13 protein-coding genes are annotated in these 12,065 nt (G+C 63.8%); 7 read left to right on the top strand and 6 right to left on the bottom strand.

The features are described from left to right. Nucleotides 1-9: 9 nt before the first annotated feature. Both MRBLMA1_RS13765 and fdhD read left to right on the top strand, forming a co-directional pair. Nucleotides 10-246, top strand: a complete 237-nt coding sequence (locus MRBLMA1_RS13765) for a formate dehydrogenase subunit delta (protein ID WP_363737385.1) — start codon at nt 10-12, stop codon at nt 244-246. Next, nucleotides 243-1,061 (top strand): formate dehydrogenase accessory sulfurtransferase FdhD, encoded by an 819-nt coding sequence (gene fdhD, locus MRBLMA1_RS13760; protein ID WP_363737384.1) that lies wholly within the window; start codon nt 243-245, stop codon nt 1,059-1,061. Before MRBLMA1_RS13765 ends, fdhD begins: the two co-directional genes overlap by 4 nt. 111 nt (nt 1,062-1,172) lie before the next feature. On the opposite strand, the gene MRBLMA1_RS13755 is transcribed toward fdhD, so the two are convergent. From MRBLMA1_RS13755 to MRBLMA1_RS13735, 5 genes are all read right to left on the bottom strand, one after another. Beyond that, nucleotides 1,173-2,741: a DUF4139 domain-containing protein gene (locus MRBLMA1_RS13755; RefSeq protein ID WP_363737383.1), complete on the bottom strand. Its 1,569-nt coding sequence runs from the start codon at nt 2,739-2,741 to the stop codon at nt 1,173-1,175. An 8-nt stretch (nt 2,742-2,749) separates the two neighbouring features. Beyond that, nucleotides 2,750-4,219 (bottom strand): DUF4139 domain-containing protein, encoded by a 1,470-nt coding sequence (locus MRBLMA1_RS13750; RefSeq protein ID WP_363737382.1) that lies wholly within the window; start codon nt 4,217-4,219, stop codon nt 2,750-2,752. A 159-nt stretch (nt 4,220-4,378) separates the two neighbouring features. Then, nucleotides 4,379-5,773, bottom strand: a complete 1,395-nt coding sequence (locus MRBLMA1_RS13745; RefSeq protein WP_363737381.1) for an NAD(P)(+) transhydrogenase (Re/Si-specific) subunit beta — start codon at nt 5,771-5,773, stop codon at nt 4,379-4,381. A gap of 1 nt (nt 5,774) precedes the next feature. Continuing rightward, nucleotides 5,775-6,065 (bottom strand): NAD(P) transhydrogenase subunit alpha, encoded by a 291-nt coding sequence (locus MRBLMA1_RS13740; protein ID WP_025549500.1) that lies wholly within the window; start codon nt 6,063-6,065, stop codon nt 5,775-5,777. After that, a complete protein-coding gene (locus MRBLMA1_RS13735; protein ID WP_363737449.1) occupies nt 6,062-7,201 on the bottom strand; it encodes an NAD(P) transhydrogenase subunit alpha in 1,140 nt (379 codons plus the stop codon). Before MRBLMA1_RS13735 ends, MRBLMA1_RS13740 begins: the two co-directional genes overlap by 4 nt. A 220-nt stretch (nt 7,202-7,421) precedes the next feature. Here MRBLMA1_RS13735 and MRBLMA1_RS13730 point away from each other — a divergent pair, with 220 nt between their 5' ends. Next, nucleotides 7,422-8,117 carry a FadR/GntR family transcriptional regulator gene (locus tag MRBLMA1_RS13730; RefSeq protein ID WP_363737380.1) on the top strand — a complete coding sequence of 232 codons (696 nt, stop codon included), beginning with the start codon at nt 7,422-7,424 and terminating at the stop codon, nt 8,115-8,117. Nucleotides 8,118-8,181: 64 nt separating this feature from the next. Then, entirely contained in the window at nt 8,182-8,766 is a 585-nt protein-coding gene (locus MRBLMA1_RS13725) for a TetR/AcrR family transcriptional regulator (RefSeq protein ID WP_363737379.1), read from the top strand. Nucleotides 8,767-8,802: 36 nt separating this feature from the next. On the opposite strand, the gene MRBLMA1_RS13720 is transcribed toward MRBLMA1_RS13725, so the two are convergent. Next, nucleotides 8,803-9,516 carry a helix-turn-helix domain-containing protein gene (locus MRBLMA1_RS13720; RefSeq protein ID WP_363737378.1) on the bottom strand — a complete coding sequence of 238 codons (714 nt, stop codon included), beginning with the start codon at nt 9,514-9,516 and terminating at the stop codon, nt 8,803-8,805. Nucleotides 9,517-9,643: 127 nt separating this feature from the next. Between MRBLMA1_RS13720 and MRBLMA1_RS13715 the strand changes: the two genes are divergently transcribed. From MRBLMA1_RS13715 to MRBLMA1_RS13705, 3 genes are all read left to right on the top strand, one after another. Further along, nucleotides 9,644-11,377, top strand: a complete 1,734-nt coding sequence (locus MRBLMA1_RS13715; RefSeq protein ID WP_363737377.1) for an acyl-CoA dehydrogenase — start codon at nt 9,644-9,646, stop codon at nt 11,375-11,377. Between the two features lie 181 nt (nt 11,378-11,558). Further along, nucleotides 11,559-11,825 carry a DUF2171 domain-containing protein gene (locus MRBLMA1_RS13710; RefSeq protein WP_133652783.1) on the top strand — a complete coding sequence of 89 codons (267 nt, stop codon included), beginning with the start codon at nt 11,559-11,561 and terminating at the stop codon, nt 11,823-11,825. A 27-nt stretch (nt 11,826-11,852) separates the two neighbouring features. Then, on the top strand, nt 11,853-12,044 hold the full coding sequence (locus tag MRBLMA1_RS13705) for a hypothetical protein (protein WP_363737376.1): 192 nt from the start codon (nt 11,853-11,855) through the stop codon (nt 12,042-12,044). Nucleotides 12,045-12,065: the final 21 nt, after the last annotated feature.

Raw genomic sequence — 12,065 nt, 5'->3', positions numbered from 1 at the left:
ATAGCGCGCATGAGCGATGAAAATGAGGTCATGTCGACCGAGGACCGCCTGATCTACATGGCCAACCAGATTGCCCGCAATGTCGCGGCATTGGGTGAGGTGGAGGCGGTCGCCATGACGGCGGATCATATCCGCGCCTTCTGGGATCCGGCGATGAAGCAGCGCATTGCTGTGCTGGCGACGGCCCGCCCCGATGCGCTGTCGCCCATTGCCGCCGCAGCTGTCGGACGGATCACGGCGCCTTGAGCGCGGAGCAGGAAGATCGATCCTTCATTTTCAGGCGAATAGTGCCGGAAGGCCCCATCGCGCCCGTGACGCGCGAACTGGCCGATGAAATGCCGATCGCCATCGAATTTAACGGTATCGGCTATGCCGTGCTGATGGCCACGCCCGCCGACATAGAGGAACTGGTGCTTGGCTTTGCGTTGGCGGAGCGGCTGATCGGGCGGGAGGATGCGCTCCTTGATGTGGATGTACATGCGACCGGGCAAGGCATCATTGCCCGCGCAACCCTGCCGGAAGGGCGAACCGAAGCCTTGCTGAGCCGGGTGCGGCATCGCGCCTCGGAATCCTCCTGCGGAATTTGCGGGCTGGAAAATCTGGACCAGGCGATCCGGCCCCTGCCGTCCGTCACGGCCTCTTCAATGAGCGACAGCCAGGCTGTTTTCCGGGCATTGGGGGATTTGAAGGGACATCAACCACTCAATGCGAGAACAGGGGCGGCCCACGCAGCGGCTCTCGTGGCGGCCGATGGCACGATCCGCCTGACGCGGGAGGATGTCGGGCGGCACAATGCGTTCGACAAGCTGATTGGCGCGATGTGGCAGCGTGGATGGGCATGGGATGGCGGCTTCGCGCTGCTCTCCTCGCGCTGCTCATACGAATTGGTGGAGAAGGCCGTACTGGCGGATTGCCCCTTGCTGGTGACGATTTCGGCGCCGACGCGCCTTGCCGCCGAAAGGGCGGCGGGGGCGGGGCTTGCTCTGGTGGCGTTGGCGCGCTCCGATTCCATCCTGTTGTACGGGGAAGGTGCGCTGGGTCTGGATAAGTGCGGGGAATAGAGCGATTTCCAAGCGATCGGTTCGGATCGCTGGTTGAGAAATCGCGGAAAGCAAAGAATCCAGAGCCGGCGCGTGCCGCGTTGTATCAGGGGCAGGTTTCCGCGCGAAGCTTTAGTTTGTTCGCTCGGCGGATTGGAAGTGCAGGCTTATCGTCCCGTTCGCCGGCACCGTCATGGCCCAGACCTGCTTGCCCGGCTTTTTCGTCAGGCGACCGCTGAAGCCGCTGAACAGCCGCCCGCTATTTGTTGGAAAGTCGATCTCGAAACGGATGGGAAAGGGGTTGGCGTTCCGCACGACCAGACTGTGGCGGATGACCCCCTTGCCCGCCGCCTCCTGCTCAGGGTCCAGGGTCACGTTGCTGGCTTCAGCGAAGGGCCATTCGACCTCCTCATCGACGGCCTTGTCGTCTGTCGCGTTTTCCCCGACATACATGCGGCCCCAGGGGCTGTCCTGGTAAAGGACTGCCCGGCCCGCCGGAAGAGGGTCGCCCAGCCCGTCCTTCTTGCTGTTATTGAAACGGAACAGCATCCGGATCTCGTCCGGCTCTTCCCAGTTCATTGCCGTCCGATAGATCAGGCTACCCTTAACCTTCTGCTTCACCAGGAACGCCACTTGCTTCTGTGCACGGGCGGCGACCGTGACGGGAACGGGAATGCGATACATCTTGAGGTCGCCCAGATTTTCCGCCCTGGCGACCACGGCGACCGGCATGGGCGCCGACAGCATGACTTCCTGTCGCCGCTGGGCCGTCACGACGATATCTTCGCCCGCCATCATCATTGCCATGGGCGGCGGTGCAGGGGACGGCGGCAGCAGGCCGTTGCCCAGGTCGCTGGTCGTCCCGGCGGGCCAGCAGGCACTGGATCTGTTCAGATAGCGGGCTTCATCGCGTGCCCTTTCCCCGCTTTCGTCGCGACTGTCATCTGAACGGTTCACCCTTCCCGCCACGGCGGAAGCGGTTGCATCGGCAAAGCTGGTGTCGTCCGCGCTCGCCAGCGTCAGCCAGCCGAGCAGGTCCAGTGACTGGCCGTCCGGTGCCAATGTGCCGACATAGGTTGCATCCCAGTCGAAGCCGGTGGCGATATAGGCCAGCGTGATCGTCGCCAGGCCGCCGGGTTGGTCCCTGGTCGTCATGGTCAGCACCGGTTTTGCGGAGAGTGTCGCGGGCGCCCCCGGATAGAGGAGCGTCTGACGCAGTCCGGAACAATAGAGCGCTTCCACTCCGCGCGCCGTCGTCACCACCAGCCGGTCGGCGGCGGATCGGACGGTTGCGCTTTCCTCGACCGTCCTGCCGCTCGCCGGATCGGTGCGGCGCAGGATCACCCGTTGCCCGGTGAATGCGTCGACCAGCCCCTTTTGCGACAGCAGCGCCGCGTCGCGATTGCGCTCCCGCGGCGGAGCGCCAAAGAGGATCGCCGATTGCGGCACGATGCCGCTTGCGACCCCTTCGAACCGGATCACGGCTTCGCCCGGCGGCAACATTACCGTGCGTGTCTCCGCGATCAGGGCGAAGGCAGCGGGATCATCGCGGTTGAGCGGCTCCTCTCCCCGCGCCGGATCGCGGTAGAGCGTGACCGCGACCTTGTCCGGGCCGCTGGAGATCACGACCGGCAACTGCGCCCTTGCCGCCATGGGCGTCCAGAGCGGCAGGATCAACAGCCACGGCCACAGGCGGGGCATGACGGCGCTTACCAGGGAGTGAGGAAAGTGGCGGTCAGTTCGACCTTGCCATTGGCGGGCACCGGTACGACCCATCGCCGGACGTCAGCCGTTTCCTGCACGCCGGGAATGCTCTCCTCCGGCACGCGCAGGTCGCGCCACCACCACCATTGGGAAAGGCCGGACTGGACCACATCGACATTCACCGGCACCGCCTTGGCATTGGTGACGATATAGCGCATGCGCGTGCGATAATATTTCTGCGGCCGCTCGGCATAGCCTTCCGCCTTCGTGCCGTCGGGATAGGTGACGCGCCAGCGTTCCGTCTTCGTCCATTCGTCCGTCGTGATCGTGTCGCGCTGTTCCACCACCGGCTGCACCTTCACGTCGAAGGCGTCGCCTGTGCGCAAGGCAAGGGTGGAGCCGCCGGGCGTGTGCGGAATGCCGCTTTCCCCCACGAACTGGGCCTGCCCCCGCGTATCGCGCATATAGACGCGAACCGTGCCCGCGGGCAGCGCCGCGCCGATACCCGATGCTTTGGCATTGGAGAATTTGAGCACGGATGCAGCGCTTTCCGCCTGATCCTTGCTCTCCATCCAGTTGCTGCGGAACTCGTAACCGCGTTCCGCCGGGACGCCTGAAGCGTCGAGGAAGCTCACCTGCTTGGTCTGCGCATTGGCGATCGTCGTGTGGCCCTCGATCGGATAGACATGGAAATCGCCCAGTTGCTCGCCGCCGCCACTTTCCGTCCCGGGCCGGTTTCCGCGAGGCTGGGGTCGCCCGCCATTATATCCGACATAACCCTGCTGCACCTGTCCCACTTCCCCGGCGACCAGCAGGGCGCGGGCGTTGGCGAAGGTGGTGCCGGTGCTGTTGTTGAGCGTGATCCAGCCCTGCATGTCGAGCTTGCCCGCTTTCTCGTCGAACAGGGCGACATAATCCGATTTCCAGCTCATGCCCGGCGTCAGATAGCTCAGCGTCACCGGCCTTGCACCGCCCTGCGGCGCATCCATGGTGACGCTCAGCGTCGGGCGCGCGCGCAGATTGGGCGGAATGGAGGAAAAAATGACCCGCACCGGCAGACCGTCGTCGCGCAGCACCTCGATCCGTTCGCCGATCTTCAGCACCACGCCGCCATTGGCCGCCAGCACCAGCGCCTGTTCCCGCGTTTCCGCGCCCGTGGCGGGGTTGGTGCGGAGCAGGGTGATCGTCTGGCCGACCGCTTTTTCCATCAGCGATGCGGGCGACAGAAGGTCATAGTCGAAATTCTGTTCGACTATGCCGATGCCTTCGCCCGACAATGTCACTGTTTCGGGGCGTATGCGCGCGGAGACATCGGGAAATTCCTGACGCGAGCGTCCGGAGGGGAGCGCGATCCGGCGGACGTCCTGCACCAGCGCCAGATCATTATTGTAGATGGTGACGGACAGATCACCCTGGGCGTTTGGGGTCGATGATTGAGCGAAAAGCGGCTGGGGAACCAGAACGACAATCGACATTATCGCAGAACATATCAGACGCATCGAAGCTCCCCTCCGCCAACCGTGCTAGACATGCCGCAAAAACAAAGGCCATTCCAGAGACATAATCCCGGAACGACCTTTGTTGCCTTTCAGGAGGAAGGCGGACCTGCGCGCAAGGAGCGGCCGGTCCGCCCTTCAGTGCAGGCCGGAACCGCCGCCCGCCAGCTCCTTGGCGATGGTGCCGACCATATCCTTGGCATCGCCGAACAGCATCTGGGTGTTGCTGTTGTAATAGATCGGATTGTCGATCCCGGCAAAGCCCGCATTCATTGACCGCTTGATCACGAATACCGACTTGGCTCGATCCGCCTCGATGATCGGCATGCCCGCGATCGCGCTCTGCGGATCGTCGCGCGCCGACGGATTGATCGTGTCGTTCGCGCCGATGATCAGCGCCACGTCCGCCTGCGGCAGCTCTGGATTGATGTCGTCCAGTTCGATCAGCTGCTCATAGGGCACATTCGCTTCGGCCAGGAGCACGTTCATATGGCCCGGCATGCGACCGGCGACCGGATGGATCGCGAACTTCACGTCGATGCCCTTCTTGGTCAGCGCCTGATACAGTTCGCTCACCTTGTGCTGCGCCTGCGCCACCGCCATGCCATAGCCGGGAATGATGACGACGCTGCTGGCATTTTCAAGCTGCAGCGCCGCTTCCTCGGCAGAGGCGGAGCGGACGACGCGGTCGTCCTTGCCGCCCACGGCGCCCGCCACGACCTTGCCGAAGCCACCGAACATGACGTTCGCAAAGCTGCGGTTCATCGCCTTGCACATGATGACCGCCAGGATGAAACCTGACGCCCCGTCCAGTGCGCCCGCCACGATCAGCAGCTTGTTGCCCAGGGCAAAGCCCATGGCGCTTGCCGCCAGACCGGCATAGCTGTTGAGCAGCGCGATGACGGTCGGCATGTCGGCTCCGCCGATCGGGATCACCAGCAGGATGCCAAACAGCAGCGCCAGCGCCACGAAGGCGGGGAACAGCCACGTCTGGGTCGGATCGATCGCCAGCATCGCGCCGATCGCCACCGTCGCCACCGCGACGCCGCCATTCACCACTCGCTGTCCAACGAAGGAGACGGGGCGACTGCCCATGATCTCCTGCAACTTCGCGAAGGCGATGACCGATGCCGTGCAGGTCAGGAAACCCAGCAGCATCTCGAACATCAGCGCCCACATGATGAAGCTGCCGGCATATTCGCCATGGGCATGCTTGTAATATTCCGCCGCGCCGATCAGGCCGACGGCGAGCGCGCCGAAAGCGTGGGAGATGGCGGTCCGCTGCGGAATCGCCGTCATCGGCATCAGCAGCGCCATCGGGATGCCGGCGGCCGCGCCTGCGATCATGGCGATGATGATGAGGTTGTAGTCGACCACCTCATGCTGGACCAGCGCGCCGACGATCGCCACCAGCATGCCGATCTCGCCCGCGCGAACGCCCCGGCGCGCGGTCGAGGGATGGCTCATCCACATCAGCGCCAGGATGAACAGCGACGACGCGATGATCGCCGCAAAGGGTACGAATGCGTTCATCTCATTTCCCCCGCGGCTTGAACATCTTGAGCATGCGGTCGGTGATCATGAAACCGCTCACCAGATTGACCGTGGCGCAGAATACGGCGACAAAGCCCAGCGTCTTCGCCAGCGGCGTCGCGCCTTCCTCGCCGGTAATGGAAATGGCGCCGACGATCACCACCGCCGCGATCGCGTTGGTCAGCGACATCAAGGGCGAATGCAGCAGCGGCGACACCTTCTTGATAAGCTGAAAACCGACAAAGGCCGCCAGGATGAAGACGAACAGATAATCGGGATTTAGCGAACTCATTGCATTCCCCCCGCCAATTGAAGCAGCCTTTCGCTGACGATTTTCCCACCTTGCGTCACGCGGACGGCGTTGCCGATTTCCTCGTCCAGCACTGGAGCGTTCCGTTCCTTGTTCCAGAAGGCGGAGAGGAAGTTATAGAGATTGCGCGCGAACAGCGCCGATGCGTCAGCGGCGAGGCGCGATGGCACATTCCTGTGTCCGACGATCTTCACCCCATGCCGCTCGACCACTTCGCCCGCGACTGCGCCCTCGACATTGCCGCCTTGTTCGACGGCCAGGTCGACAATGACGCTGCCCGGCTTCATCGACGCGATCTGCGCGTCGGAAACCAGCCGCGGCGCGGCCTTGCCGGGGATCAGCGCCGTCGTGATGACGATGTCCTGCTTGGCAATGTGCGACGACACGAGCTCAGCCTGGGCCTGCCTGTACTCTTCGGACATTTCGGTGGCATAGCCGCCCTTGCCTTCACCCTCGATCCCCGCGACGCTTTCCACGAAGATCGCCTTGGCGCCCAGGCTCTCGATCTGTTCCCTGGTCGCGGAGCGCACGTCGGTCGCAGAGACCTGCGCGCCGAGCCGCCGCGCCGTCGCGATCGCCTGAAGGCCCGCGACGCCCACGCCCATGATGAAGGCCTTGGCCGGCGAAACCGTGCCTGCTGCCGTCATCATCATCGGGAAGGACCGGCCATATTCGGCCGCGGCGTCTAGCACCGCCTTGTATCCGGCAAGGTTGGATTGCGACGACAATATGTCCATCGACTGTGCCCGTGTGATGCGCGGCATGAACTCCATGGCCAGGGCTTCAAAGCCGGCCGCCGCATAGGCGTCTATCCGCGCGCGCTCGACAAAGGGATTGAGCCCGGCGACGATCCAGACGCCGGGCCTGGCGCCGGCGACGCTGGCCGCATCCGGTCCCTGCACGCCCAGGATGATGTCCGCGTCCGCCACCGTGGCGGCGCGATCGGCGACCGTCGCGCCCATGGCGACATAATCCGCGTCGGATATGGCGGCGGACAGACCTGCACCCGTTTCCACCGCCACCGTCGCGCCCAGCGCTGTGAATTTCTTGACCGTTTCCGGCGTGCCGGAAACGCGGCGCTCACCAGGCGCCATCTCTTTCACTATGCCGATTTTCACTATTTCCACCCTCGTCCTGCGTTGGCGCGCCCCTGATCCGGCCGAAGCCGCCACATCCCCAGCCTGGTCTAATGTGCCCATTATCGACCTATATGAATCGCCATACCGTCGATTCGTTATAATTCCAACAAATAATATGCATATAATTGAGGATGGCGGAACAGCAGTGCCATTTCCTGCGCGAATTCGCTAAGGGCAGGGGATCCAGACGAGGAGCATGATGAGCATTCGCAAGCAGAATTCCCGCGAAGGACTGGTTACGGCGGCGGTGGCGAAGCTTCGCGACATGATCGTGGCGCAGCCGCCCGAAGCGCAGATCGGATCCCTGCCGGATCTGGCGAAGGCGCTGGGCGTGGGCATCGTCACCGTTCAGCAGGCGGCGCGCGTGCTGGAGCATGAAGGCTTTCTGAAGGTTCGTCGCGGGCCCGGCGGCGGCTATTACGGCACCCGCCCCGATGCAGAGGGCCTCAGCCAGGCGATTTCGGGCTTCCTGGCCATGCACCATTCCGCGCACCCCGAAGCGATCGACATCATCACCCTGCTTGACTGCGAACTCATGGCCGCCGCTGCCCGGGCGACGAATGAGGAGCTTCGGCAAAAGCTTGCCGCGCTCGTCAAATCCATCGACGGGCGCAATACGGCGCGACAGCGCGGCGCATTTGACCAGAGCATGCTGGACATCCTCTATCTGATGGTCGACCGGCCGCTCATGGAACTTCTCTCCCGCGTGGCGGTGCACCATTATGCCGAATATCCGCGTGGCCCGGTCTATGGCGGAAGCGACGGCAAGCAGCGCTGGAAGCGGGAGCGGCGCGCCATCATCGCCGCGATCCTCGACGGCGACCCGGAGCGGGCCCGGTTCGAAGCGCTACGGCGCCGCCGTGAGATCATGCGCCGGCTCGACGCTGCCATCTGAAGGAAACGGCCCCCACTCGAACAGAGGCTTCGCGGCCAATCGAGGATATGCTAGCGCCCCGACGATGACAAAGCCTGTCCCACCCGCCGAACCGCATGAGGAGCCATCGACGCGGCGGCGCCAGATATTGGAGATTGCCGCCCGGCTATTTGCCAGAAAGGGGTATCGCGGCACGTCGATGCGGGACATCGGGGAGCAGGCCGGCGTGCTGGGCGGTTCGCTCTACCATCATATCAGGTCCAAGGACGCGCTGTTCGTCGAACTTCACAATGCCGCCCTTGACCAGGCGGAAACGCGGATAATCCAGGCGGTGCAGGCGCAGTCCGATCCATGGGCCAGGCTGAAGGCGGCTTGCGAGACATTGCTGGATATTCAGCTCGCCCCCGATTCTCTGACCACCCCGATGATGAACGACTTTCGGGAAGTGGCCGAGGATGTGCGCCAGCAACTGATCGCGCGGCGCGACCGGTTCGAGGGGCTGTTTCGCGCATTGGTGCAGGAACTGCCGCTTCCACCTCATATCGACCGGTCGGTATATCGCAATCTGCTTCTTGCGCAGTTGAATTCGACCGCGGACTGGTATCGGCCCGGCAAGCTCACGCCGGCGGAACTGGCTGCCCAGGTCGTTGCCGTCTTCCGGCACGAATGATCCCTGCCTGATGGGGGAACGGGCAGCCCGTGAGCGCTAGAATTCGATGGAGATGTGCACCTTGAGCCGGTCCACTCCCGCAGCTTCGGCAATGCGCGTCTTCGATTGATCGATGATGTCCTTTAGCGATCGGGCATAGGCTTCCCGTCCCGATCGATCCGTTTCCTGAACCGCCGGACGTCCTTTGCCATAAAGCAGCTGCTGTTCGGTGAGGCCGAAAACGGCCGAGAGAATACGCAGATTCTCCCGTCGCGGCGTGGTTCGGCCCGTTTCCCAGCCCCAGATGGTCGGCTTGCTGAACCCTGTCCGTTCCGAAAGCGCCGTGCGGCTCAGCCCCTTTTCGTGGCGCAGGCGGAGCAGGCGCGCGCCCAGATCTTCCTCGGCCGGGCTTTCCGGGCGCTCGGCGGCAGGCCGCATGTCGTCGTCGCGGCCGGGATTGCGGAGCCTGATCGCGCTTACCACCCCTTGGGGAAGCGTGGTCTCGAAACGGCAGCCGAACAGGATATCATTCTGCCAGACGACGCGAGCCACGACCTGGTCCGCGTCTGGCAAGGACAGCATGACACTCTGCCCGATCTCCAGCGTCGATTTCGTCTCCACCAGCATGCCGGCCGTCGAAATATCATGGATCACCAGACTGGCGGCGCCATCCTCGGGCGTGCCGGGAAGTTCGAGTCGGATGCGCCAGCGCGGGGCGTCGCGCCTGTTGTCGGACTCGGGTGACTGATCGACAGTTGCATGAATGGGCATGGTCCCTTCATGCGCGCAAGCGGGTTTCCGGAACGTTAATAGCGGCTTTACGGGATGGCCGGCGCTCGGATAAGATTGATTGTAACAGATGTTTGGTGTATGAACTCCACACCTTCAGGAGATTCCGATGTTCAGCTACGTTCCGCCGATCGACGATTATCGTTTCCTGCTGACGCAGGTGCTCGGTTTCGACCAGGCGATGGCGGACATCGGCAAGGAAGTGGATGCCGATCTGGCGGTGGCGGTGCTGGAGGAAGCCGGGCGCATGTGCGCCGACCGGCTGCACCCGCTCAATCGCCATGGTGATGAGCAGGGCAGCCGCCTGGTCGACGGGTCGGTGAAGACGCCGGACGGCTTTGCCGAGGCCTGGCGCGATTTCGCGGCGGCCGGCTGGCCGTCCTTGTCGGCGGATCCGGAATATGGAGGGCAGGGGCTGCCGTTCATCCTTCAGCTCTGGCTGGACGAGATGCTCGCCGCGACGAATCTCTCCTTCGGCCTGTTCCCCGGCCTGACGCGCGGGGCGTGCGAAGCGATTATCGCCCATGCCAGCGCTCCCCTGAAAGCGACCTATGTACCGCCCATGGTGAGCGGCGCCTGGACCGGCGCCATGGCGCTTACCGAAAGCGGCGCGGGTACCGATCTCGCCCTGCTCAAGACAAGGGCGATGCCGCAGGAGGACGGCAGCCATGCCATCACCGGGCAGAAGATCTTCATCTCTTCAGGCGACCATGATTTCGGCGGCAACGTCATCCATCTGGTGCTGGCCCGCCTGCCCGAAGCTCCCGCCGGGGTGAAGGGGATCAGCCTTTTCCTGGTGCCCAAATATCTCCCCGATGCCGATGGCGGCTTCACGATCCGCAACGCCATGTCGGTCGGTGCGCTGGAAAAGAAGATGGGCATCCATGCCCAGCCGACCTGCGTGATGAACTATGACGGCGCGACCGGCTGGCTGGTGGGGGAACCACACAAGGGGCTGGCCGCGATGTTCACCATGATGAATGCCGAGCGGCTGATGGTCGGTATCCAGGGCCTGGGCATCGCTGGTGCATCCTACCAGCAGGCGGCGGGTTATGCGAAGGAGAGGCTCCAGGGACGCAGCGCCGATGGAGCGCGCAACCCTGTCGCGATCATCGAGCATGCCGACGTGCGGCGCATGCTGCTCAACGTCCGCGCTTTTGTGGAGGCCGGGCGCGCGCTTGCGGGATGGACGGCGTTGCAGCTCGATCGGGCGCACCACCATCCCGACGCTGGCGAGCGGGCAAAGGCGGATGCGCTCGTCGCGCTGCTGACGCCGGTGGTGAAGGCGGCCTTCACCGATTTCGGCTTCGAAAGCGCGGTGCAGGCGCAGCAGGTGTTCGGCGGTCATGGCTACATCCGCGAATGGGGCATGGAGCAATATGTCCGCGATGCCCGCATTGCCCAGATCTATGAGGGCACCAACGGCGTCCAGGCGATGGATCTGGTGGGACGCAAGCTGCCCATGGCCGGCGGCGCGGTGGTCGAGGGCTTCCTCGCCCTTGTCGAAGCGGATCTGGATGCTGCGGCGGGGCTGGACATCGCCGCGAAGACTGCCGAAGCGCTCGCTCTGCTGCGCGGGGTGACGATATCGCTCCGCGGTGCCGGGGCGGACGCGGTGGGCGCGGCTGCAGTCGATTATCTGCGCCTGTTCGCGCTGGTCTCCATGGGCTGGATGTGGACGCGAATGGCCGTGGCGGCGCAGGGAAGCACGCCGCTGCATGAGGCGAAGCGCGCGGTGGCCGACTATTTCGCGCAACATATGCTGCCGCAGGCCCACGGGCTGGCCAGCGGCATCGCGGCGGGTGAAGCCACCATCATGGCGCTCGGCGCCGATGCCTTCTGAAGAGATCGTCATCGCTGTCCACGCGGCCGATCGTTGGAGGGAAGGAAGGCGGTGTTGCTGTGCCCGCCTTGACCGCTTGATGGATGGTTCTGCGTGAAGCCGTGGCTTCAGCGCGCCGATCGGCGATGGCTGACGCATCTCTTGCGGCGTCCGGTCGTTCAGGACGAAGAAGGAGAGAGCCATGGCAGATTTGAGCGCAATCAGGGAACATATGGACATCATCGGCGCCGACGGCGTTCATGTCGGTACGGTCGACAAGGTCGAGGGTGACCGGATCAAGATGGTGAAGGCTGACAGTGGTTCGCACGGCAACCATCATCATTTCATCGCCGGTGGACTGGTCGCGGCGGTCGAAGGCAATCAGGTCCGCCTTTCTGCGGAGGGCGCCGCAGCGGTTCTTCTGGAGGAAGAGGAAGGCGGCGAAGCAATCATGGACGATGGAGACTGACTCCGGCTTTCCGCATGGAGAAGCGTCATGACTGGAAGTAGTCCCTGCGATCATCGAGCCGAAGTTGCGAACATGACCGATGAGGAACTCATCGACAGCTGGGAAACGGCATCGGGGGAGGAGACGGAAAATCTGTTTCCCTTCCTCCGGGCCGTGGTCGACGAAATGGCTCGGCGCGAGATCGCTCTCTCGGTCGATCCGGGCGCGCCTAATGGCTAAAACCCTTAGGAAAGGCGAGGC

This window comes from Sphingobium sp. LMA1-1-1.1 (genome assembly GCF_040676365.1).
In the GTDB taxonomy this organism is placed as follows: domain Bacteria; phylum Pseudomonadota; class Alphaproteobacteria; order Sphingomonadales; family Sphingomonadaceae; genus Sphingobium.
This window is presented reverse-complemented; position numbering and strand designations above follow the sequence as displayed.